The following is a 22761-nucleotide window of genomic DNA, read 5'->3' as shown; positions in this document are numbered from 1 at the left end:
CGAACACCGTTGCTTTTTCTGCCTGCTGACGCTGACTCAGCCGAATCTCAGCTGAGCGTGATCTGACGGTTGGTGAGCCCGCTGCGGGCCTTCCGCTCCTCCGCGGACAGCGGAGCGGTGACCGCGAGCGCCTCGGCGAGCCGCTCGGCGAAGGCGGCGGCCGGCTTCTCGCACGCGTCCGCGTCCATGGAGCCGGGCAGGTCCCAGACCGGAACGGTCAGTCCGTGGGCGCGGAAGGAGCCGACCAGCCGGGTGCCGTCCCCGAGAGAGGAGCTCCCCGCCGCGTGCAGCCGGGCGAGGGCGTCGATCAGTGACTCCTCGGCGTGCGGCATCACCCAGCGCAGGTGGTTCTTCTCCGGTGTCCGGCACCAGTAGGCGGCGTCCACGCCGCGCAGTCGCGCGGTGGGCACGGCCGCCTCGTTGGCGCGTTCCAGCGAAGCGGCCACCTCAGCGGTGGCCTGCCCGGCGTCTTCCAGCCAGAACTCGAATCCGCTGTGCACCTCGGGCTCGAAGGCCGCGCTGAGGTCGAGAAGGTCCTGCAGCCGGGAGCCGTCGGCCGACGTGCGCTGCGCGGGCACGGGGCTGCCGGGCGCCGCGGTCAGGGCGCGCCGCAGCACATCGGCCAGGTCCCGGCTGAGGTCACCGGTCGAGGTGTCGTTCTGGAGGCCCACGAGCACGGCTCCGCTGTCGCGTCGCAGCGCCGGCCAGGCCATGGGTAGCACGGTGGCCAGGGTGACGGACGGGACGTCCGCGGGCAGCTCGTCCTTCAGCGTGAGCGCGACGGTGGCGGCGGGCACCAGCTCGCGGAGTGCCACCCAGTCGCACTCCCCGGGCAGACCCTCGAAGGGACGGCGCACCAGCTCGGTCGCGGCCTGTGCGGCGGCGCGTCCGTGGCAGGCCTTGTAGCGACGGCTGGAGCCGCAGGGGCAGGGTTCACGGGCACCGACGACGGGGATGTCCCGGCCGTCGAGCTGCGGCCTGGCGGCCTGGGTCTGGGGACGGCGCTTCTTGGCCATGACGGAACGGCTCCTGCGTCGGTGCGTACGGCGGGTCGCCGTGAGCCTAACCGCCGGTGGCCGGAAGGACGGCCCATACCGTCACGGCGCCGGACACATCGGTGTCGTGGACACCCCAGTCCCGGCAGAGCGACGTGATGATGGTGAGCCCGCGACCGCCACGTGCGGTGACCGAGGGGGTCGAGGGCCGCGGCCGGGTCGGGCCGCCCCCGTCGGTGACCGAAACCGTCACCTCTCCGGTGCTCTCGTGTCTCCACGATGCCCGGATGTGCTCGCATTCCAGCGGACGGGCATGACGGTACGAATTACTCAGCAGCTCCGAGAGAATCAGAACGGCATCGTCAATGACCGAATCCGGTACCCCGCGGTTGCGCAGCTCGCTCCGCATTCGCCGCCTTGCCGTACCCACTCCGGCCGGACCGTGGGGCACTGACATGGCCGACGACGTCGGAACCTGTTGTGTGAACACCAACGTCACCCCCGAGACCTCCTTTGCCCCACGCCAAAGGATCGATGCCCGTACGGCCGCCGACGGAAACCGGCCACGCCACATCTGTTGACTCGTTCGTAATGATCCGATACCGAGCGAATGCGCCGGAGCACGCCTTGTCAGGCTTTGGCCAAAGCCCGGTCACCCGAGCTGTTCGAGCTGCTCACGCACGGTGCGTGGGCGGTTCGTGATCACGGCGTCGACGCCCAGCCCGGCGCACAGTTCGACGTCCTGCGGCGAGTCCACGGTCCACACGTGCACCTGGTGCCCCGCCCGGTGCGCCCGCTCCACGTACCCGGGGTCCCGGCGCAGAATGCGGATGCTCGGACCGGCGATCGCCGTCCCCCGGGGGAGCCGGCCGGACCGGTACCGGGGGAGCAGGAAGCGCGTCAGATGCACCGTGGGCACGTGCGGTGCGGCGGCGTGCACCCGCTGCAGAGAGCGGGCCGAGAAGCTCATCACCCGCACCTCCCCCGGTGGACGGTGCCGGTGCAGAAGCTCCACCAGCCGCCGTTCCACCTCGCCCGCCCACCGCGTGGGGTGTTTGGTCTCGATGGCCAGCTCGACGGGGCGCTCCGTCTCCGCGAGGAGGTGCAGGAGCCGTTCCAGGGTGAGGACGGTGGTGCGTTCGGGATCCACCCGGTCCGGGGACTCGGCGGGGTCCTTCCAGGAACCGAAGTCGAGCTCGGCAAGCTGCGCGAGTTCGAGCGAGGAGACGGCGCCCCGCCCGTTGGAGGTCCGGTTGACACGGCGGTCGTGGACGCAGACCAGATGCCCGTCGGCGGTGAGGCGTACGTCGCATTCCAGGGCGTCGGCTCCGTCCTCGATCGCGGTGCGGTAGGCGGCCAGGCTGTGCTCGGGGGCGTCGTCGGAGGCCCCACGGTGCGCGATCACGGAGATGTCGGTGGTCACCGCGTCATCGTGCCATTCGCCGAGCAGTCCCCGGCCGGGTGGGGCCCCGCCCGGGATTTACGTCGGTCTGACAGCGAGTGGGGAACACTGGGGGCATATCCGTAGCGCCAGAGTGATACGGAGTTGCGTCCTTCCCTGCTGTCGTGCACCTGAGGAGAAAGCTGTGAGCACCGAGAACGAGGGAGCCGGCACCCCGGAGCAGCCGGCCGGCCACGACGGTGCCCCGGCGGCCGACCGGCATGCCGCTGACGCCGCCCGGGCCGAGCACTCCGCCGGCGGGAGCGGTGCCGACGAGAGCCGTGACGGTGCGCGGCACGGGACCGCCGGCCCTCCGGCCGGCCACGGCGGCCCGCCTCCGCCCCCGCCTCCGCACGCTCCCGCCGCCTCCCCCGAGCCTGCGTCCCCGGCCGGTGACGGAACGTCTCCGCCCCCGCCCGCCGGCCCTCCGACCGCCTCCGCTCCGGCCTACTACTCCCCGTACGGTGCGCCCCAGCAGCATGCCGCGAGCGGCACCTGGGGGGCGTACCCTCCGCCGCCCCCGCCACCCCGGAAGCGGCGCACCGGCCTGATCGCCGCCCTCGCCGTGGTGACGCTGCTCGCAGGTGGAGTGGGCGGAGGCCTCGGCTACCTGGTGGCCGAGCGCGGCGACACCTCTTCCTCCAGCACGGTCACGTCAGCCCCCGGCGAGAGCAACGTGGGGGAGCGGTCCCCCGAATCCGTGGCCGGTATCGCCGAGCAGGCGCTGCCCAGCGTGGTGACGATCCAGGCCGATGGTGACACCGAGGGCGGCACCGGCACCGGCTTCGTCTACGACGAGGAAGGGCACATCGTCACGAACAACCATGTGGTCGCCAGCGCCTCGCGCGGGGGGACGCTGACCGCCACCTTCTCGGACGGGGAGACCTACGAGGCGGAGCTCGTCGGGGGCGCGGAGGGCTACGACGTGGCGGTGCTGCGGCTGAGCGGTGCCGAGGACCGAAACCTCCAGCCGTTGCCGCTGGGCAACTCCGACGACGTGGCCGTCGGGGACACCACGGTCGCGATCGGCGCGCCGTACGGTCTGTCGGGGACGGTGACCAGCGGCATCGTCAGCGCCAAGAACCGTCCGGTGGCCGCCACCGACGGGCAGGGCGGTCGCTCGTCCTTCATGAGCGCGCTGCAGACCGACGCCTCCATCAACCCCGGCAACTCCGGCGGCCCGCTGCTGAACGCCGACGGGGCGGTGATCGGGGTGAACTCCGCGATTCAGTCGACGTCCGGCGGTCTCGGCCAGCCGGCCGGCAGCATCGGCCTCGGCTTCGCCATCCCGGTCAATCAGGCCGACCGGGTCGCCCGCGACCTCATCGAGACCGGCGAGCCGGTCTACGCGGTGATCGGCGTCTCGGTGGACATGGCCGAGAGCGGGAACGGCGCACAGGTTTCCACCGAGGGGGCCGATGACGCCGCCGTGGTCACCCCGGGCGGCCCGGCCGACGAGGCCGGGCTGGAGCCCGGCGACGTCATCGTCCGCTTCGGGGACCGGGTCATCGACAGCGGCCCCACCCTGATCAGCGAGATCTGGACCTACCAGCCGGGTGACGAGGTCGAGTTGACCTATGTGCGCGGCAGCCAGGAGACCACCGTCGAGATCACGCTGGACTCCCGCGTCGGAGACTGACCGGCGCCCACGGGGACGGGACCGCCCCAACGCGCGGAAGCCGTTACCCTATTCGCGTGCCGTCGCCACAGCGCCGGCACGGGGAGGCTTGCCCGAGCGGCCTAAGGGAACGGTCTTGAAAACCGTCGTGGCAGCGATGTCACCGTGGGTTCAAATCCCACAGCCTCCGCCACCGCGCCCCGCCGTACGGCCCCTGACCAGCAAGAACGGTGAGGGGCCGTTGCCGTGCCCGGGTCCGCAGGGACGCCGGGGCGGAACCGGGGAGGGCTGTGCGTCGTCCTCGTCGGCGTACTGTGCGGGGCACGCGAGGGCCTGGAAGCCGGGCCCGGTGGCGTCCGAGGGCTTGTGGCCTGGCAACTGAGGGAGAAAACATGCGGGTTCGGGGAGCGGTGATGGCTGCCGCGCTGCTGGTGGCGGTGGCGGGCTGCGGAAGCAGCGAGCAGGCGGAGGACGCCGCCGCGGGTGAGGACCGTGCCGTTGAGGAAGCCCAGGACGGGGAGAAGAACGGGGAGGGCGAGGAGGCGGACGCTTCCGACGGGGCGGACGAGGGAAAGTCCGATGCCGGGGACAAGGGGCCGTGCGACCTGCTGAGCGCGGAGCAGCTCGAGGAGATCCTCGGCATCCCCTTCAGCCCTGGTGAGGACCTTCAGGCCGGACCCGTCATGCAGGACTGCGTCTGGGTGGAGAGCAAGGGCGGTCAGGTCAGCCTCGGGCTCTTCACCGACGGCATGCTTCCGAACATCTCAGCGGCGCAGCACTTCGACACGCTCGGGGTCCTGGAGGGGGAAGAGGAGGTGGACGGAGTGGGGCTCCGGGCCATCGCCGACCACGAGGACGGCCGCTTCCGGGTGCTGGTGGACGGTGCGTTCATCGCCATCTTTGTGGATTCCATCCAGGGCGGCAAGCCTCATGCCCGCGAGGTGGCGGAGGCCGCCGCGGCCAACTTCTGAGGCAGCCCGCCGCATGGCTCGGCAGGACCTTCCGGGGAGCGTGACCGAAACGGTACCCGCTCACCCGATTGGCCGGCGCGGGACGGGTTACCCGTAGGCGAGCGGAAGGTGCGGGTGCGCGGTTCGGCACGCCGGTTGCGGGGTTGCGGGGCCGCGTCGCGCGCGTCGTCTCACGGAGATGGCTGCAAGGCCATGTGTACCCACCGGGAAGCATATGAAAAAACTGTTCTTCGCACTGGTAGGAAAACTGGCGATCAGTCTGGTGAGAAAGAAGGTCGCGAAGCGGGTCAGGAGGCCCTCCCGGTCGCGCAGCGACTGACGCAGATGCGTGGGAGGTACCCGGTCAGCCCGTGGACCGAGCACCGTGCGGTGGCCACTGGTACGACACATGATGCGTGTCGGACCAGTGGCCACCGCACCGGTACGCGGGGGTGGACGGCCAGGGCCGCCGGCCCGGTTCGTGCGACGATCATCAGGTATATCCCTGAGGGTCCCCTGAGGGCCGTCGCCCACCCCCCTCCACCTCTGGGGGGTGGAGGCAGCACCCCCTCTACTCCCTGGGGGGGAGAGGTCATCGCGACCTCTGGCCGATCCCGTGGAGGGGCCGCAGCTTCTACCTTGTAGAGCATGACCACGCCAGGAAGCGCCTCGACGGTGGCACCGCTGACCTTCACGACATACGTGCAGGCCCGCGGCCCGGTGCTGATGCGAACTGCCCGCTCGCTGACCGCCAATCCCAGTGATGCCGAAGACCTGCTGCAGACAGCCCTGACCAAGACCTACCTGGCGTGGGAGCGCATTGAGGACCACCGGGCGCTCGACGGATACGTCCGGCGCGCGCTGGTCAACACGCGCACCTCGCAGTGGCGCAAGCGCCGGGTCGACGAGTACGCCGTCGAGGAGCTTCCTGAGCCCGACCCCGTCGCCGGCCCGGACCCCGCGGAGCAGCAGGCGGTCCGGGAGGCGATGTGGCAGGCGGTGCAGCGGCTTCCGCCGCGCCAGCGCGCCATGGTGGTGCTGCGCTACTACGAGGACCTGAGCGAGGCCCGTACCGCCGAGGTGCTCGGGGTGTCCGTGGGCACGGTCAAGAGCGCGGTGTCCCGGGCGCTTGCCAAGCTCCGCCGGGACGCTGAGCTCGCCCAGATCGCGGACCCCGGTGTGACGGCCGCGTTCCCCGCGCGGACCGTCGCCGCCTGAAACGGCGCACCCACCCCTTCATCCCCGACGCCGCCCCCGTGGCCATTGGTTCCGGGCACCGGGCCGACCGGCCGTCCGGGAGCCCCCGTGCGTTGCCCACTTCTCGGGAAAAACGTCGGTGGGAGGTAGTGACAGACCGCTTGGTATGCCAGCACAATCACCAGAAACTTACCCTCGCGTCATGGCGCGGACATGTGGGAGGCCCTGGTGCTCAGCACAATGCAGGACGTACCGCTTCTGGTCAGCCGGATCCTGCGGCACGGAGCGACGATTCACGGTGGTTCACAGGTCACGACCTGGACCGGGGAGGGCGAGCCCCACCGCCGCTCCTTCGCCGAGGTGGGCCGGCGCTCCGCACAGCTCGCCCACGCGCTCCGGGACGAGCTCGGCATCCGGGACAGCGACCGGGTCGGCACCCTGATGTGGAACAACGCGGAGCACGTCGAGGCGTACTTCGCCATCCCCTCCATGGGCTCCGTGCTCCACACCCTCAACCTGCGGCTTCCGCCCGAGCAGCTGGCCTGGATCGTCAACCACGCCGAGGACCGGGTGATCCTGGTCAACGGCTCACTGCTGCCGCTCCTCGCGCCGCTGCTGCCGAAACTGGCGCCGGTGGAACACGTGGTCGTCGTCGGCCCCGGCGACACCTCGCTGCTCGACGGCTGCCGCCCCGCCGTCCACGAGTACGAAGCCCTGATCGCCGGCCGGCCCACCGACTACGCGTGGCCGCAGCTGGACGAGCGCAGCGCTGCCGCCATGTGCTACACCTCCGGCACCACCGGCGACCCCAAGGGCGTGGTGTACTCCCACCGCTCCATCTACCTGCACTGCATGCAGGTCAACCTCGCCGAGTCGATGAGCCTGACGGAGGCCGACACCAACCTCCCCGTCGTCCCGATGTTCCACGTCAACGCCTGGGGTCTGCCGCACGGCGCGTTCATGACGGGCGTCAACCTGCTGATGCCGGACCGCTTCCTGCAGCCCGCACCGCTCGCCGAAATGATCGAGACCGAACGGCCCACGTACGCCGCCGCCGTCCCCACCATCTGGCAGGGCCTGCTGGCCGAGCTGACCGCCAAGCCCCGCGACATCTCCTCCCTGAAGACCGTCACCATCGGCGGCTCCGCCTGCCCACCCACCCTGATGAAGGCATTCGAGGAACAGCACGGGGTCCGCGTCTGCCATGCCTGGGGCATGACGGAGACGTCCCCGCTGGGCACCATCGCGCACCCGCCGCCCGGACTCACGCCCGAGGAGGAGTGGCCGTACCGGGTCACCCAGGGCCGTTTCCCGGCCTCCGTCGAGGCACGGCTGGTCGGTCCCGACGGTGAGGTCAAGCCGTGGGACGGGGTGTCCGCCGGTGAGCTCGAGGTCCGTGGCCCGTGGATCGCGGCCGCCTACTACGGCGGTCCGGGCGAGGAGGCGCTGCGGCCCGAGGACAAGTTCAGTCCGGACGGCTGGCTGCGCACCGGCGACGTCGGCACCATCTCGCCCGACGGGTACCTGACACTCACGGACCGTGCCAAGGACGTCATCAAGTCCGGTGGGGAATGGATCTCCTCGGTGGAGCTCGAACTGCACCTGATGGCGCACCCGGCCGTCGCCGAGGCCGCCGTGGTCGCCGTCCCGGACGCGCGCTGGGGAGAACGCCCGCTGGCCACCGTGGTCCTCGCCGACGGCGAGGCGGCGACCTACGAGGAGCTGCGGGAGTTCCTGGAGAGCCGGATCGCGCGCTGGCAGCTGCCGGAGCGCTGGGCGAGGATCACCACCGTGCCGAAGACCAGCGTCGGCAAGTTCGACAAGAAGGTCCTGCGCGCCCAGTACGCCCAGGGCGAGCTGGACGTCACCGAGCTCGGCAGGTAACGCCTCCGGCAGGCGGCGCTCCGGGGCTCAGGAGCGCCGCGGGGCCGGGCCCCCGGGACACCGCCCGGAGCGGTGCACGAAAGCCCGGCCCCGCGCTTCCCGCTGGTCAGGCGGCACCGATCTTGGCCAGCAGGTCCACTATCCGGGCCTGTACCTCCTCGCTGGTGGAGCGCTCCGCGAGGAACAGCACCGTCTCGCCCGAAGCCAGCTGGGACAGCTGCGCCGGGTCCAGACCGGCCGACGTGTAGACGACGAACGGCGTGCGGTTCAGCAGGCCGTTGTCGCGCAGCCAGTCGATGATCCCGGCCCGGCGCCGTCGGACCTGATTCAGGTCCATCACCACCAGGTTGGGGCGCATCTGTGCCGCGACCTCGGCCGCCTCGCTGTCCGACACGGCGTGCGCCACCTGCATGCCGCGCCGCTCCAGGGAGCTCTGCAGGGCGCCCGCGATGGTGTGCTGCTCCTCCACCAGCAGAACCCGCGGCGGGTGCTGCTCGCTGTCCCGCGGCGCGAGAGCCTTCAGCAGCACGGCCGGGTCCGCGCCGTACGCGGCCTCCCGGCTCGCCTGGCCGAGCCCCGCGGTCACGAGGACGGGCACCTCGGCCGCGACGGCCGCCGCCCGCAGCGACTGGAGCGCGGTGCGGGTGATCGGGCCGGTCAGCGGGTCGACGAACAGCGCCGCCGGGTAGGCCGCGATCTGGGCGTCGACCTCCTCCCGGGACTGCACCAGCACCGGGCGGTATCCCCGGTCGGTGAGGGCCTGTTGGGTGGAGACATCCGGCTCCGGCCAGACCAGCAGGCGGCGCGGATTGTCCAGCGGCTCCGGCGGCAGCTCGTCGTCGGCAGGTCCGGGCAGCCGCAGCCCGCGGCCGTTCGTGACCTCCACGGCGCCGTTCGGCCCGTCCAGGTGCTCCGGCCCTTCGGCGGAGCCCTCGGCCGGGGCGCTGATGGTGAACTCCCGGCCCCGGGAAGCGGGGTGCGGGACGCTGGGCGGTGCCGGCGCGGGACGCGGGGCGTCCTCGGCCGGCGGTGTGGCGAGCTTGCGGCGCCGGCTGGGTGCCGTGCCGTGCGGCGGCGTCCCGGCCCCGGCGGGCGGACGGTTGCCCGGCCGGTGCTCGGTGAGCTGGGACACCGGGATGCCCTGGCCGAGGGTGCGCACATTGACGCCCGAGGTGCGCGCCTCCCCTCCGGCACGATCGCTGCCGGGCATCGGCAGCGCCTGGTGGGGGCGCCTGGCCGAGGGCTGCGGCGGGGCGGAGCCGTCGAGGATCGGGCTGCGAGCGACCACCACGGGGTCGGCCGGGCGGATCTCCGGCTCCTCCTCCGGAGGTCCTGCGGCGGCCTCCGCAGGGGAGGCAGCGCTCGTGGCGGGCGCCGCCGCCGGGGCGGGATGCTGCCCGGCCGGGAGTTCAGGATCCGGCTCAGGGGCCGGTTCGGAGGCCGGACCGAGCGCTATGGGCTGCTGCGCAGCCGGGCTCTCGACCGCGGGCGGTGTTTCGGGCCGGGGCTGCGGTCCCGGCTCCGGTGCGGGAGGGGGCGCGGGCGCAGGTGCGGGCCGGGGCGGTGCGGGGACGATGGACGGCGCGGTGCCGTTCTCCGCCGGACGGCCGCCCAGGGTGTCCCCTTCCGGCGCCCCGGCAGCACGCCGGCGTCTGCCGGTCGGCGGCTCGGCAGGCACTGCGGACGGGCCGGCCGGCATCGGCAGCGCGGTGCCCTCCGCGGGGGTGGCTTCCTCCGGCTGTGCCTCGTCCCCGCCCTCCGCGGAAGCCATCGCCCGCCTCCGGCGGCCGCCACCCGTCGCGGGGACGGGTACCGGCTCCGCGGGCGTCTCCTCGCCGGACTGCCTTCTGCGCCGACGGCCGGTCGGCGGCTCCTCCGGGGGAGTGTCGTGCGGTCCGGTCCCCGGAGCACCGGAAGCCGCGGCGGGTGTGCCGCCGCGCATCGGCTGCACGGGCACCGGCATCACGGTGGTCTCCCCGCCGGTGTCCCGGGCGGGCGCAACGGCGGGGGCCGGGGTGCCGTTGGCGCTGATCGGCACCTCCAGCACGTAGGCACGGCCACCGGCCGCGCCCGGCACCGCGTGGGTCTGGAGCACCCCGCCGTGCTGCCGCACGATCCCCCGCACCAAGGGCTCGTGCACCGGGTCGCCGCCGCTGTGCGGGCCGCGCACCTCGATCCGCACCACGTCCCCGCGCTGGGCGGCCGCCACCACGATCGTGGAGTCGCCCGCCGGGCCGGAGTGCGCCCTGCCGGTGGCGTCCACCCCCGCGACATCCGCCACGAGGTGGGCCAGGGCCTGGGCGAGCCGGTCCGGATCGACCTCCGCCTCGATCGGCGGCGCATGCACGGCGAACTGCGCCCGTCCCGGACCGATCAGCTCGGTCGCGCCCTCCACGCCGGCGGCGACCACGGAGTCCAGCGAGACCCGCTTCCGGGCCAGCTTCTCCCGGCCCTCGTCCAGCCGCTGGTAGCTCAGCACGTTGTCCACCAGGGTCGTCATCCGCGCGTAGCCGGCGGCGAGGTGGTGCAGCACCTGGTTGGCCTCGGGCCACAGTTGCCCCGCCGGATCGGCGGCCAGCTCGGTGAGCTCGCCGCGCAGCTGGTCGAGCGGGCCGCGCAGGCCTTCGCCCAGCACCGCGAGGAGCTGGGCGTGCCGGGCGGCGAGGGCGTCGAAGGGGCGGCGGTCGGTGAACGCCAGCACCGCGCCGACGAGCTGATCCCCGTCCCGGACCGGTGCGGTCGTCATGTTGACGGGCACCGGACGGCCGTCCTTCGTCCACAGCACCTGGCCGCGCACCCGGTGCTTGAGCCCGGACGTGAGAGTGTCGTGCAGCGGGGTCTCCTCGAACGGCAGCGGGCTGCCGTCGGGCCGCGAGTGATGCGCCAGCGGGTGCAGCTTCTCGCCGCCCAGACGGCTGGCCCGGTGGCCGAGGATCTGAGCGGCGGCCGGGTTGACGAGGACGATCCGGCCGGCGGTGTCGACGCCGACCACCCCTTCGGACGAGGCACGCAGGATCATCTCGGTCTGCCGTTGCTGGCGGACGAGCTCGGCCTCGGTGTCCAGGGCCCCCGACAGGTCCCGGACGACGAGCATCAGCAGCTCCTCCCCGTCGTGGTCGTCGGCGAAGACGGCCTCGATCGCGGAGGCGTACGGGGTGTGACCGGCCTGGAGGTTGGTGCTGGTGACCTCCACCTGCAGCTCGCGGCCGTCGGTGCGCCGGGCGACCATCCGGGTCGGCTTGGTCCGGGTGCCCGTGTCGTCGTCGGGGCGGCGCATCGAGCCGGGAATCCGGCGGGGGTCGAAGCCGGGAATGATGTCGAGGAGCCCGCGGCCGACCAAGGGCGTGCCCGGGCCCTCGAGGGTCTCCGTGGCGATCGCGTTCGCGTTGACGATGGTGCCGTTCCCGTTGACCAGCAACAGTGCGTCGGGCAAAGCATCGAGTATGGCGGCGAGGCGAGCAGCGCCTCTCGCTGGCCTGCTGCTCACGGCGTCGATTCCTCCTTCTGGCCCATGCTCTCGACGCACGTGCATACCGTCCGTACCCCCGTGCGTCTCATCGCTTTGGGGGGAGTCTACGGGCAGCGGTGGGCGGCGCGGCGGTGCGTTCATCATCCATTCTCACGCACCGCCGGACGCCGGTCTGTGGCCAGGACCACGTGGATCTTGCTTTTCAGACGTGAGGGAGTACGGGCACCAGCCGGTCCCAGCGCGCGACCTCGCAGCCGTTGGTCCGGGCGAAGGCGGCATCCACCGGTTCACCCGCCCAGGTGCCCTCGATCACGGCGGTGGCCGGGCCGCCGTGGATGTAGGTGCACAGGCTGTCCGGGGGGACAGGGCTGAAGGGGTCCTCGAGCTCGGCGAGCACGTCGCAGGCGGTCGCTGCTTCGGGGTGGTCACCGCCGGCCGGTTCGCACCGCAGGGTGTGAACCTGAGCATGCTCGGGTTCACCCGTGTCGGTGACGGTGATCGTCAGCTGATGTCCGGCTTCCGCCGCGGGGTCCTGCCCGGCGGCGCCGGGGGAGAGGGGCATGGTGGCGGCTGCTGCGGCGAGGGCCGCGGCGACGAAGGGCTCGTACAGCATGGTGGGGCATCTCCTGTGCGGTCGGGCGGAGCTCGGGGAACACGTCTGTGCCCCTCTTCCACTGCTAACGCCGCTGTAGCGCATGTGTTGCGCAACTCGACTCGACCGGCCGATCGCCGTAGGGTGACAACCGATTGGCTGCGGCCCACCGGGCTGTGGCACTATTTCCACGCACACTGCGGTTGCGCGGGTGTGCGAGGAGGCTTCGCCTAGTCTGGTCTATGGCGCCGCACTGCTAATGCGGTTTGGGGTAACCCCCCATCCCGGGTTCAAATCCCGGAGCCTCCGCTCGGTCACCGATCGCGAGCGAAGCCCTGGCACACAGTGCCGGGGCTTCCGTCGTCCCCGGGCCGCCCGCGGTGCCGTGCGCGAGGGCCCGGCTGAGCCGCAAGGCGCCGCGCTGAAGGGTGTTTCTGCAGGTCAGCGCTGGTATGGGGAATGGATTTCACCAGTCGGCCGGAGGTGCTGTAATGTTGTTCCCGCACCGCACCCCGGCAAGCGAAACGGCCGGGATCAAGCGCTCGTAGCTTAACGGATAGAGCATCTGACTACGGATCAGAAGGTTGCAGGTTCGAATCCTGCCGAGCGCACCATGTGTGATAGTGAGACAAGCCCCTCCGGGTCACTCGGGAGGGGCTTACTCATGGCCGCAAGCAGTCGTCCCGGCCGGTCTGCCCGAGGCATCTCGCCGCATCCGGACCCGCGACTGTGATCCCCGGGGGACCGGGGCGGGTCCGGAAGACTCAACCAGCGACCGTGACAGGGGACCGTGAGCAGGAGACGGTACGTGGCAAGAGGCGTGCCAGGTGGTTACCGCATCTGGGACAACAGGGGGCGTCGGTGGTGGGGGGACCACTACGAGCTCTGCCCCGACGATCTTCTGACCGAACTGAACGGTGAGGCGAACCCGGACAGGATCACGGCCCTCCTCAAGCGGTACCGAGCCCTGAAGCGGTAGGCCCTCTGGCCCGCCCGCCGCCGCAGGCCCCGCCGGTCACTCGGCGGGGCCTGCGGCGTGTGCGCGGAGCGGTGGTCAGGCGACGTTCCACTTCTGGTTGGGGGTTCCCGCGCAGGTGGAGAGCTGCACGGGGGTGCCGTTGGCCTGGTTGCTGTCGCGGACGGCCAGGCACTTGTCGGCCAGAGGGTTGACGATGTCGCGTTCCGCGCTCACCACCCACTGCTGGTTCGCGCCGCCGTGGCAGTCCCAGAGGTGGACGGTCGCGCCGTCCGCGGTGGAACGGTCGGCGATGTCCAGGCACTTGCCGAGCGCGCGCAGGGTGCCGTCGGCTTCCGCCGTCCACCGCTGGGCGTCGGTTCCGTTGCAGTCGTAGAGCTGCACCGGGGTGCCGTTGGCGTTGTTCGCCGCGGCGACGTCCAGGCACTTGCCCGCCAGGCCGGTGACCGGCCCGCCGCCGGTGCCGCCGCCGGTGTCGCCGGTGGTGACGCGCACGTAGTCGATGACGAGCTCCTGCGGGAGGACGGTGGTCTCGTCCGGGTAGCCGGGCCACTCACCGCCCACCGCGAGGTTGAGGATGAGGAAGAACGGCTTGTTGAACACCCATTCGTTGCCGCCGAGGTCGGCCGGCGTCCGGTGCTGGTACACGTTCCCGTCGACCGACCAGGTGATCGAGTCGGGTGCCCAGTCGATGGCGAAGGTGTGGAAGTCGTCGGCGAAGTGCCGGCCGCCGGGCAGGGTGTAGCCGGTCCCGATCCCCCCGCCGCCGGAGTAGCCGGGGCCGTGCAGAGTGCCGTGCACGGTGTCCGGCTCGTAGCCGACGTTCTCCATGATGTCGATCTCGCCGCTCTGCGGCCATCCGATGTCCGCGAAGTCGTCGCCGAGCATCCAGAACGCCGGCCACATGCCCTGGCCGCGCGGCACCTTGATCCGGGCCTCGACCCGGCCGTACTGCGCGGCGAACTTGCCCGCGGTGTTCAGCCGCGCCGAGGTGTACTCGCAGCGGCCGTACCAGCAGTCGTAATTCCCCGGGTTCTCCTCCCGGGCGGTGATGACCAGGTGCCCCTGGCCGTCGAGCGCGGCGTTGGCGTTGCCGGCCGTGTAGTACTGCAGCTCGTGGTTGTGGACGTTGTCACCGGTCTCCAGCTGCCACTTGCTGCTGTCCACCGGCGCACCGGCCGGCCCGGTGAAGTCGTCGAAGAAGGTGACCGCGGTGCCGGCGGCCTCCTCCGCTCCGGCGGCGGCGGGTGAGCCGGCGTCGTTCGTCCCGCCGAGCGCCGGGGAGCTGGGGGACAGCAGGGTGCAGCCGACTGCCAGCGCCGCCGCCGCGGTGAGCAGGCGGCGGGAGCGGTGTTTCCGGAAACCCTTCATGGGCTGTCACGTCCGTCTCTTGTGGGGGGACACGCTGTGCGCACCCAGCGTCGGCGGGTGCGGGGACCCACGGCAAGAGGTTGGTGCAGACCAATTGGGTTCCGGAACTCAGCGCCGCGACGGCCGGACAGCGGCCGATGGCCCGGTTCACACGCTGCGTCAGTCCCGGCGGAGACGAGCGTGCGCCGACGGCCCCGGGACCCGGGAGAGTGGCCGAAGGGCATCCTGGCTGTGCCATCGGGCGGGACATTCGCTAATGTCCCCGGCATGGCTCACAACCCCCACGCACCGCAGGGTCCGCAGGACCCCGACCCCGCGGGCAGCACGCAGATGTTCCGCGCATTCGTCGATGAGGAGGTGCCCGAGCAGCGCCGGCGCTCGGCTTCGGCAGGGCCGAGGCTCGGGGTGATCCTCGGTATCGCGCTGGGCATCACCGCGCTCGCCGCGGTGGCCTGGCTCGCCTTCAGCTGACCAGGTGGCCCCTCGCGGGGCCCTGGAAGTCCGCCCGGAGATTCTTCCGGGTCCCGGACCGGCGGTGCACCGCCGGTCCGGGGTGCTCACTCCTCGGCGGTCAGCCCGTCCCGCAGCTGAGTGAGGGTGCGGGTCAGCAGCCGGGAGACATGCATCTGGGAGATGCCGACCTCCTCGCCGATCTGTGACTGCGTCATGTTCGCGAAGAACCGCAGCATGATGATGCGCCGCTCGCGGGCGGGGAGCCTGGCGAGCAGCGGCTTGAGCGACTCCCGGTACTCCACGCCCTCCAGTGCGGCGTCCTCGTATCCGAGGCGGTCCGCCAGCGAGCCCTCGCCGCCCTCCTCCTCGGGTGAGGGGGAGTCCAGCGAACTGGCCGTGTAGGCGTTGCCGACGGCCAGCCCGTCGACCACCTCGTCCTCCGACACCCCGAGCGCGACGGCGAGCTCCGGCACGGTCGGGGAGCGGTCGAGCCGCTGGGAGAGCTCGTCGCTCGTCTTGGTCAGGGCCAGCCGCAGCTCCTGCAGCCGGCGCGGCACGCGCACCGACCAGGAGGTGTCGCGGAAGAAGCGCTTGATCTCGCCGACCACCGTCGGCATCGCGAACGTGGGGAACTCCACGCCACGCTCGCAGTCGAAGCGGTCGATGGCTTTGATGAGGCCGATGGTGCCGACCTGGACGATGTCCTCCATCGGCTCGTTGCGGCTGCGGAAGCGCGCTGCCGCATACCGTACGAGCGGGAGGTTCAGCTCGATGAGGGTGTCTCTGACGTAGCTCCGCTCCGGGCTGGACGCGTCGAGCGTGGCCAGCCGCTTGAAGAGGGAGCGGGACAGGGTGCGGGTGTCGAGGTTGTCGGACTCCGCGGGAGCTTGCGGCGCGGGAATGTGCGGCGCGGGAATGTGCGGCGTGCCGTGCGTGGTGAGCACCTTCGAGCTGCCCAGTTCTACGGACATGCCACCCCCTTGAGGTCGTGGACGGGTCGCAGCGGCACCCTCCGGACACGAGAAGAGAGAGGCACCATCTCGTGAATACCGGAACTGCCACCGCGGCAAACGCGGCTTTAGCAGAATGTCACAAGTCATCAACACGACGTAGCGTCTTGTCGATAAAACGGTACAGCGGGGGGCGCGGTTCCGACAGTGTGTCACCCCAGCGGGCTACGCTTCGAGTGGATTTGCTGCCCGTAGTCGAGCGAAACTCCGGCTCAGCAGGCGGGAGATGTGCATCTGGGAGACCCCCAGCTCAACGCTGATCTGAGACTGGGTCAGGTTGCGGTAGTAGCGGAGCAGCAGGATGCGCCGTTCCCGCTCCGGGAGCTGGACGAGCAGGTGGCGCACCAGCGCGCGGTGCTCCACTCCGGCGAGCTCCGGATCTTCGTACCCGAGCCGCTCGATCAGCCCCGGGGTGCCGTCCTCCCGCTCCTGGGAGGCCTCCAGGGAGGCGACCCGGTAGGCCCGGCCGGCTTCGAGGCTGGCCAGCACCTCTTCCTCGGGCAGGCGGAGGCGTTCCGCGATCTCGGCGGTGTTCGGTGTACGGCCGAGGGCCACCGTCAGATCCTCGGTCGCGGTGTGCACCTGCACCCACAGCTCGTGCAGCCGCCGGGGTACGTGGACGGTGCGCACGTGGTCCCGGAAGTAGCGCCTGATCTCACCGGTGATCGTCGGCATGGCGAAGGTGGGGAACTGCACGCCGCGGGCGGTGTCGAAGCGGTCAATGGCGTGGATGAGACCGATGGTGCCGACCTGGACGACGTCCTCCATCGGCTCGTTGCGGCTGCGGAAACGGAGTGCGACGTAGCGGACGAGTGGCAGGTTGGCCTCGATCAGCGCGCCGCGAACCCCCCGGTGCTCGGCGGTGCCGGGTTCCAGGTGGGTCAACTGTTCGAACAGCTCCTGGGTAAGTGCACGGGCTTCCGCGCCGCGGGACTCTCGGGTCTGCGTCGCCGCCACCTTGCGGACCACCCCTTCATTGCTCACCAACCGGCAAAAGCGGTCATAGCATCACAAGACATCACCGCTGTGTGCAAGTACCTGCTACCGCACGTGTTGGTGCCGTCGCGGAGAGCCGGAACGCGGAAAAACCCCGCGATCACGGGGTTTCGACGGGGAAAGGAGGGGGCCGACCGGGTCAGTTCACCAGTCGTGTCATGAAGTCACCGACCGCCTGGGCGGCGGAGGATATGCCTTCGAAGCCGATCTGGACGATCTCCCCGGCACGGGTGGGGGAGGTGACGATCGTGTACAGCATGAAGACGAGGAGAAGGTAGAGCGCGATCTTCTTGGCCTGTGCCATCGTCCTGCCTTCCCCCCGGGGCCTGCCCCCTGCCGTGCGGTCGGGTGAGTCTAACCAGCCGACCGGACTCCGGGGCCAGGGAGATCGGGACCAAAGACTCTGCGGCCTGGGCCCTTCGGCGACCATTGCGGGCATAGCGGGCGGGCAGGATGGAAGGCGGGTTCGAGGCCCGGCAAGGTGCTCTCGGATCCCGGACGGGTCCCCTGTGTGGTCCGGGCAGCGCTCCCCCGACGCGGTCCGGGCCGGGGCCCCGTCCCCGCGGGGGAAACGGCCTGTCCCCCCGGGCTGTTTCCCCCGCCCCGCTCGTCGTCGGGCCCGGCCCCGCCCGTCACCGGCCCGTCCCGTACACGGCCGGAGCGCTGCGGGTCACCCGGTCACGGCTCGCCGTCCGGCCCTCGGGTGCTTGCGCCGACGCACCGCCTCCCCGAACGTTGTGCGGTACCCGACAGCCCATACGTGCCCCCGGCCCGGCCCAGGGGCACCTCCGGCGGACTGGAGAGATGCCTCATGAGCAGCGAGCGGCAGCGGAACGGTCAGGACGGCGGAAGGACCGGAGGGCTCACCCGGCGGTCGTTGTTCAAGATGAGCGGTACCGGTGTGGCCGGTGTGGCCATCGCCGGGCTGGGCGCCGGAGCGGTCGCCGCCTCGGGCGGGCCGGGCTCGGGTGCGGGACCGGCCGGGCCGGTGGCCGCGGCCGCCCCGGGGCCTCTCGCCGGGCACGGGCCGCACGCCTTCACCCGCCGGTCGACGCCGTGGATTCGCGGCCGTGCGGAGCCCCGCCTCAGGATTGTGCCGCTGGACCGCGCCACTTTCCTGGCCGGCGCGCGGTTCGACCTGCGGGTGGAGGCGGCCGGCGTGGACCCGGGAACAGCCCGGATGGAGATATCCGTCGAGGGGCCCGAAGGACCCGCCCCCGTGATCATGGGTGAGCCCGAGCGCTCCAGCCCCGCTCCCGGCGTGCTCGCCGTGACCTACCGCGACCTCTGGTATCCGTACGCCGGCGAGTTCACCGTCCGGGCCGGTGTCCTCTCGGTCACCGGCAGCACGGACACCACGGTGACGCACCAGGTGATCACCGCCGAGGCGGGCGGGCGGCGCGCCAAGAACATCATCTTCTTCCTCGGGGACGGGATGGGGGCGGCAGCCGTCACCGGTGCCCGGCTGCTCTCCCGGGGCATGACCGAGGGCAAGTACCACGGACTGCTGGAAATGGACCGGATGCAGTACCGGGGCATGGTGGGGACGTCCGGCGCGGACTCCATCGCCACTGACTCGGCGAACTCCATGTCCGCGTACATGTGCGGGCACAAGGCGTCCGTGAACAGCATGGGGGTGTACGACAGCAGCGAGCCGGAACCGGACCGCCATCCGTGGGTGGAGACCATGGCGGAGCTGCTGAAGCGGGCCCGCGGGATGCGGGTGGGAGTGGTCACGACCGCGGAGATCCAGGACGCCACCCCGGCGGCCGTCTTCGCCCACACCCAGGACCGCGAGCAGTACGCGACGATCATGGACCAGGCACTCGGCGAGGAGCGGCGTCCTGATGTGCTTCTCGGCGGCGGGCTCGCCACCATGCTGCCGCGATCGGCGGAGGGCTCCGCGCGGGACGATGACCGTGACCTGGTCGCGGAGTTCGAGGAGCTCGGGTACCGCCACGTCAGCACGGCCAAGGAGCTGGAGCAGGCGGTGTCCGGGACCTCGGCACCGGAGCGGCTGCTCGGGCTGTTCCACACCGGGAACCTGGACGTGTACCTGGACCGGCAGCAGATCCGGGACCCGGACGTGCTGGGCGAGTGGGACGACCAGCCGACGCTCATGCAGATGACGCAAGCGGCGCTGCACTGCCTGCAAGGCAGCGAGAACGGCTTCTTCCTCATGGTGGAGGGGGCGTCCATCGACAAGATGCAGCATCCGCTGGACGGGACACGGGCGCTCTACGACACGATCGAGTTCGACCGGGCGATCGGGGTGGCCCGGCAGTGGGCGGAGGGCCGGGACGACACCCTGATCGTGGCCACCGCGGATCACAGTCACTCGATGAGCATCGTCGGTACCCACGACCGCCGGGCAGCGGCGGGCCGGCAGGCCAACGGTGTCTACGGCGACGCCGGGTTCCCGACCTACGCGGACGCGGACGGTGACGGCTTCCCGGACGACCCGGACCCTGACGTGCAGCTGTTCTTCGGCTGGGCGAGCCATCCCGATCACACGGACGGCTTCCGGCACCAAGAGGTGCTGCGCCAGCCGGCGCTGCTGGACGAGGACACCGGCCGGGCGGTGGCCAACCCGGGGAGGGACCCGCACGCCGAGCTGCGGACCGGCAACCTGCCGCACCCGGAGACGCACTGCGTCCACACGGTGGAGGACGTGCCGGTCTTCGCCTCCGGTCCCGGGGCGGAGCGCGTCAACGGCTTCCTCGACAACACCGAGCTGTTCTTCGTCCTGATGCACGCGCTGCAACTGGACCCGCTGCGGGAGGGCTGACGTCCCTGCGGGGGCGGTGCGGTTCGCCGGGCCCGAAGCGGGGTGGGGCAGGGAGACGGGAACTGAGACGGGAGACGTGCGCAGGGCCGGACCCTGGTGGGTCCGGCCCTGCGTTTGTGCACTTCAGCGGCGGTAGCGGTGGGATTTGAACCCACGGTGGAGTTGCCCCCACACTCGCTTTCGAGGCGAGCTCCTTCGGCCGCTCGGACACGCTACCGGGAGAGAGCTTAGCCCACGGGCCGGGCGGGGTCGAAATCGGCTGCCGCCGGGCTCGGGAGGCTGCCCGGGAGCAGCGTCACCGGCCGCGGAAGAAGTCGGTGAGCAGCGTGCCGCACTCCTGCGCGAGGACGCCGGGGACGACCTCGGGCCGGTGGTTCAGCCGCCGGTCGCGGACCACGTCCCAGAGGGAGCCGGCAGCCCCGGCCTTGGGGTCGGGAGCCCCGTACACCACCCGGTCCACCCGGGACAGCACAAGTGCTCCGGCGCACATGGTGCAGGGCTCGAGGGTGACCACCAGGGTGCAGTCGGTGAGGCGCCAGGAGCCGAGCCGGCCGGCCGCTTCCCGCAGGGCCAGTACCTCGGCGTGTGCGGTGGGGTCGCCGGTCGCCTCCCGGGCGTTCCGGCCGTGCCCCAGCGGGGTGCCGGCCGCACCGCCGGGGCCGAGCACCACCGCCCCGACGGGGACGTCACCGGTGGAGAGGGCCGCCGCGGCCTCCTTGAGCGCCCGGCGCATCGCGGGCACCCAGGGATCGCGCAGCGGATCGCTCACCGCACCGCTTCCAGCACCTCGGCACAGCCGAGCGAGTCGGCGATCTCGCCGAGCGCGTTGTCCGGGGACAGCGTCAGGACCGTGCCCGCGTCGATGCCCAGGTCCGCCATCAGCGCGGGATCGCCCAGCGGCCCGACCGGGACGCTGGCCGGCCCGTCCGGGCCGGCGGTGTCCTCGGCGGACTCGCCGTCCTCGGTGCCGTCCAGCTCGACCAGTTGGTCCAGCCGGCGCGGGTCGTCCGGCTCCCGGCCGGTCAGCTCGTCGGTGAGCAGGATCTCGCCGTACGCGCTCCGCATGGCGCGCGCGGCGTCGGAGACGAACACCCGGGGGTCTTCCTCGCCGTCCACCCGGACGAGGCCGAACCAGGCGCCCTCCTGCTCGATGCAGACGAGAACCGGTTCGTCGTCGGGTGTGGCAGCCCTGGCCAGCTCGGCCAGTTCCTCGAGGCTTTCCACGTCGTCGAGCTCAGTGTCGCTCGCTTCCCAACCGTGTTCGGTCCGCGCGAGCAGTGCCGTGAAGTACACCGTGACTCTCCCCACTCGGTCGGCAGTGCGTCCTCGCATCGTGGCAGAAAAGGGGCCGCCTGTCGGGTAACTCAGTGGTTCACCAACGGAATGTCCGCATCCGTTGGGCCTGCCGGAGCCGGGCGGTCCGGGCGCGGCGCGGACGCACCCGCTCGCGCAGGGCCTTGGCCTCGTGCAACTCGCGCAGAAATTCGGCCCGGCGGCGTCTGCGTCCGGGGTCGGGCTGTTCGGCTGTCCCGGGTTGCGGCATGTCCTCTCCCGTCGTTCCCCGTACCACTCTCCCCTGGAATTATCGTATTCGTCCACCCCTGGTACCGAGCCCCCCGTGGGGGAAGGGGATGGTCCGGAACCCGGTCCCCGGGTTGTTCGATAGTGTCCGATCCATGCGGATCCACGTCGTCGACCACCCGCTGGTGGCGCACAAGCTGTCCACGCTGCGCGATGAGCGCACCGACTCCCCGACCTTCCGGAGGCTGGCCGACGAGCTGGTCACCCTGCTGGCCTACGAGGCGACCCGGAAGGTCCGCACCGAGCAGGTGGACATCCGGACGCCGGTGACGTCCACCACGGGAGTCAGGCTCTCCCACCCGCGTCCTCTGGTCGTGCCGATCATCCGGGCCGGGCTCGGCATGCTCGACGGCATGGTGCGGCTGCTGCCGCCCGCGGAGGTCGGCTTCATAGGGATGATCCGCGATGAGTCGACGCTGCAGGCCTCGACGTACGCCAACCGGATGCCGGAGGACCTCTCGGGGCGGCAGGTGTACGTGCTGGACCCGATGCTGGCCACCGGCGGGACGCTGATCGTGGCCATCAAGGAGCTGATGGCCCGCGGCGCCGACGATGTCACGGCCATCTGCCTGCTGGCCGCGCCGGAGGGCGTGGAGCGGATGGAACGGGAGCTCGCGGGCACGCCGGTGACGGTGGTCACCGCCGCGGTGGACGAGCGGCTGAACGAGCACGGCTTCATCGTGCCGGGGCTCGGTGACGCGGGAGACCGGATGTACGGCCTGGCCTGACCGGCTGGAACGGGGCGGCCGCCGGCCGCCGCGCTCAGCAGCCGGGGGAGGGCTCCGGGGCCGGTGGCGTGTAGGCGGCCCGCAGCTCCTCGGCCGCTTCGGCCTCGGCAAGCTCCTCGAACTCGTTGCCGATGAGCAGGTCGATCTCAGCGTCCTCCCGGTCGGCGGGGCCGGTACTGGCATCCGCCAGGTGCATTCCGACCACGGTCAGCGCACCGGATTCCTGGGCCGCCTCGGAGCCGAGCAGCAGGCCCGGGGCGTCCACCGTTTCCAGGAGTTCCTCGGGGGCGTTGTCGACCTCACCGATGGTGAAGCCGCGCTCCTCCAGAGCGTCGGCGGTCATCTGCGCCAGCCCGGCGCGTGAGGTGGCGTTGTAGACGTTGACGGTGATCGTGGTGGGCTCCGGGAGCGGGACGTGCTGCGCCTGGGTGCCGACGTCCTCCGTGGCGCCGGGCTCGCAGTCCCGGTCCGCCGCGGCACTGGGCCGCTCGCCGCTGCCGTCGCCGCGGAGCATCTCGAGGATCTGCACGGTCCCGTAGGCGATGAGTGCGAGCACGGTCACGGCCCCGAGCACGGCGAAGACGGTCCTGCCGCGACGGCGCGGACGCCGCATACGGGGATAGCGGTCACCGGTGACGCGGTAGTTCTTACCGCCCATGCCGGGAGGGGTGAGCATGCTCATGAAGGCAGCGTAATCCGGGGTACCGGACTA

The 22761-nt window shown here is 71.6% G+C and carries 20 protein-coding genes, 4 tRNA genes and 1 pseudogene; 11 read left to right on the top strand and 14 right to left on the bottom strand.

The genetic code is table 11. The annotated features are described in order from the left end of the window. Nucleotides 1-47 precede the first annotated feature (47 nt). From PJ985_RS01015 to PJ985_RS01005, 3 genes and pseudogenes are all read right to left on the bottom strand, one after another. Nucleotides 48-1016, bottom strand: coding sequence for a DUF5926 family protein (locus PJ985_RS01015; RefSeq protein WP_271681542.1), 969 nt, complete (start codon nt 1014-1016; stop codon nt 48-50). Between the two features lie 64 nt (nt 1017-1080). Continuing rightward, nucleotides 1081-1569 (bottom strand): annotated as a pseudogene (locus tag PJ985_RS01010) (ATP-binding protein); the annotation flags it as partial. A 78-nt stretch (nt 1570-1647) separates the two neighbouring features. Then, complete coding sequence (locus PJ985_RS01005) at nt 1648-2418, bottom strand: glycerophosphodiester phosphodiesterase family protein (RefSeq protein ID WP_271681541.1); 771 nt, start codon at nt 2416-2418, stop codon at nt 1648-1650. A 163-nt stretch (nt 2419-2581) separates the two neighbouring features. Here PJ985_RS01005 and PJ985_RS01000 point away from each other — a divergent pair, with 163 nt between their 5' ends. The 5 genes from PJ985_RS01000 (at nt 2582) to PJ985_RS00980 (ending at nt 8085) form a co-directional block, all read left to right on the top strand. Further along, on the top strand, nt 2582-4075 hold the full coding sequence (locus PJ985_RS01000; protein WP_271681540.1) for a S1C family serine protease: 1494 nt from the start codon (nt 2582-2584) through the stop codon (nt 4073-4075). An 82-nt stretch (nt 4076-4157) separates the two neighbouring features. After that, nucleotides 4158-4247: transfer RNA gene (locus tag PJ985_RS00995), tRNA-Ser, on the top strand. A 199-nt stretch (nt 4248-4446) separates the two neighbouring features. Then, nucleotides 4447-5025: a hypothetical protein gene (locus tag PJ985_RS00990; RefSeq protein ID WP_271681539.1), complete on the top strand. Its 579-nt coding sequence runs from the start codon at nt 4447-4449 to the stop codon at nt 5023-5025. 627 nt (nt 5026-5652) lie between these two features. Further along, nucleotides 5653-6222, top strand: a complete 570-nt coding sequence (locus PJ985_RS00985) for a SigE family RNA polymerase sigma factor (RefSeq protein ID WP_271681538.1) — start codon at nt 5653-5655, stop codon at nt 6220-6222. 207 nt (nt 6223-6429) lie between these two features. Beyond that, nucleotides 6430-8085: a long-chain fatty acid--CoA ligase gene (locus PJ985_RS00980; RefSeq protein WP_271681537.1), complete on the top strand. Its 1656-nt coding sequence runs from the start codon at nt 6430-6432 to the stop codon at nt 8083-8085. A 106-nt stretch (nt 8086-8191) separates the two neighbouring features. On the opposite strand, the gene PJ985_RS00975 is transcribed toward PJ985_RS00980, so the two are convergent. Both PJ985_RS00975 and PJ985_RS00970 read right to left on the bottom strand, forming a co-directional pair. Next, on the bottom strand, nt 8192-11572 hold the full coding sequence (locus PJ985_RS00975; RefSeq protein WP_271681536.1) for a response regulator: 3381 nt from the start codon (nt 11570-11572) through the stop codon (nt 8192-8194). Nucleotides 11573-11756: 184 nt separating this feature from the next. Beyond that, complete coding sequence (locus PJ985_RS00970) at nt 11757-12167, bottom strand: SSI family serine proteinase inhibitor (protein ID WP_271681535.1); 411 nt, start codon at nt 12165-12167, stop codon at nt 11757-11759. Nucleotides 12168-12365: 198 nt separating this feature from the next. Here PJ985_RS00970 and PJ985_RS00965 point away from each other — a divergent pair. From PJ985_RS00965 to PJ985_RS00955, 3 genes are all read left to right on the top strand, one after another. Then, a tRNA-Ser gene (locus PJ985_RS00965) sits at nt 12366-12455 on the top strand. A 229-nt stretch (nt 12456-12684) separates the two neighbouring features. After that, nucleotides 12685-12760: transfer RNA gene (locus tag PJ985_RS00960), tRNA-Arg, on the top strand. 176 nt (nt 12761-12936) lie between these two features. Next, nucleotides 12937-13125, top strand: coding sequence for a hypothetical protein (locus PJ985_RS00955; protein WP_271681534.1), 189 nt, complete (start codon nt 12937-12939; stop codon nt 13123-13125). Between the two features lie 75 nt (nt 13126-13200). Here PJ985_RS00955 and PJ985_RS00950 read toward each other — a convergent pair whose 3' ends face one another. Beyond that, the gene (locus tag PJ985_RS00950) at nt 13201-14493 is read right to left on the bottom strand and encodes a lectin (RefSeq protein WP_271681533.1); all 1293 of its coding nucleotides are present in this window, start codon (nt 14491-14493) and stop codon (nt 13201-13203) included. 267 nt (nt 14494-14760) lie between these two features. On the opposite strand from PJ985_RS00950, the gene PJ985_RS00945 reads away from it, so the two are divergent. Continuing rightward, nucleotides 14761-14964 carry a hypothetical protein gene (locus PJ985_RS00945; RefSeq protein ID WP_271681532.1) on the top strand — a complete coding sequence of 68 codons (204 nt, stop codon included), beginning with the start codon at nt 14761-14763 and terminating at the stop codon, nt 14962-14964. Nucleotides 14965-15050: 86 nt separating this feature from the next. Here the strand turns inward: PJ985_RS00945 and PJ985_RS00940 are convergent, their stop codons facing one another. The 3 genes from PJ985_RS00940 to PJ985_RS00930 all read right to left on the bottom strand — a co-directional run bounded on the left by PJ985_RS00940 (nt 15051) and on the right by PJ985_RS00930 (nt 17256). Continuing rightward, the gene (locus PJ985_RS00940; RefSeq protein WP_271681531.1) at nt 15051-15917 is read right to left on the bottom strand and encodes an RNA polymerase sigma factor SigF; all 867 of its coding nucleotides are present in this window, start codon (nt 15915-15917) and stop codon (nt 15051-15053) included. Between the two features lie 204 nt (nt 15918-16121). Further along, nucleotides 16122-16940, bottom strand: a complete 819-nt coding sequence (locus PJ985_RS00935; RefSeq protein ID WP_443033343.1) for an RNA polymerase sigma factor SigF — start codon at nt 16938-16940, stop codon at nt 16122-16124. Between the two features lie 151 nt (nt 16941-17091). Beyond that, the gene (locus PJ985_RS00930; RefSeq protein ID WP_271681530.1) at nt 17092-17256 is read right to left on the bottom strand and encodes a hypothetical protein; all 165 of its coding nucleotides are present in this window, start codon (nt 17254-17256) and stop codon (nt 17092-17094) included. A 507-nt stretch (nt 17257-17763) separates the two neighbouring features. Here PJ985_RS00930 and PJ985_RS00925 point away from each other — a divergent pair. Beyond that, nucleotides 17764-19740, top strand: coding sequence for an alkaline phosphatase (locus PJ985_RS00925; RefSeq protein ID WP_271681529.1), 1977 nt, complete (start codon nt 17764-17766; stop codon nt 19738-19740). 130 nt (nt 19741-19870) lie between these two features. Here the strand turns inward: PJ985_RS00925 and PJ985_RS00920 are convergent. From PJ985_RS00920 to PJ985_RS00905, 4 genes are all read right to left on the bottom strand, one after another. Then, nucleotides 19871-19957 (bottom strand) — tRNA-Ser (locus PJ985_RS00920). A gap of 78 nt (nt 19958-20035) precedes the next feature. Then, nucleotides 20036-20473, bottom strand: coding sequence for a tRNA adenosine(34) deaminase TadA (gene tadA / locus PJ985_RS00915; RefSeq protein ID WP_271682049.1), 438 nt, complete (start codon nt 20471-20473; stop codon nt 20036-20038). Nucleotides 20474-20505: 32 nt separating this feature from the next. Continuing rightward, nucleotides 20506-21033: a tRNA adenosine deaminase-associated protein gene (locus PJ985_RS00910; RefSeq protein WP_271682048.1), complete on the bottom strand. Its 528-nt coding sequence runs from the start codon at nt 21031-21033 to the stop codon at nt 20506-20508. A 79-nt stretch (nt 21034-21112) separates the two neighbouring features. Beyond that, nucleotides 21113-21283: a hypothetical protein gene (locus PJ985_RS00905; protein WP_271681528.1), complete on the bottom strand. Its 171-nt coding sequence runs from the start codon at nt 21281-21283 to the stop codon at nt 21113-21115. 133 nt (nt 21284-21416) lie between these two features. Between PJ985_RS00905 and upp the strand changes: the two genes are divergently transcribed. Next, on the top strand, nt 21417-22049 hold the full coding sequence (gene upp, locus PJ985_RS00900; protein WP_271681527.1) for a uracil phosphoribosyltransferase: 633 nt from the start codon (nt 21417-21419) through the stop codon (nt 22047-22049). A gap of 34 nt (nt 22050-22083) precedes the next feature. Here the strand turns inward: upp and PJ985_RS00895 are convergent, their stop codons facing one another. Further along, entirely contained in the window at nt 22084-22731 is a 648-nt protein-coding gene (locus tag PJ985_RS00895) for a LytR C-terminal domain-containing protein (protein ID WP_271681526.1), read from the bottom strand. Between the last annotated feature and the right edge of the window lie 30 nt (nt 22732-22761).

This window comes from Streptomyces sp. ACA25, assembly GCF_028200735.1.
Classification (GTDB): domain Bacteria; phylum Actinomycetota; class Actinomycetes; order Streptomycetales; family Streptomycetaceae; genus Streptomyces.
This window is presented reverse-complemented; position numbering and strand designations above follow the sequence as displayed.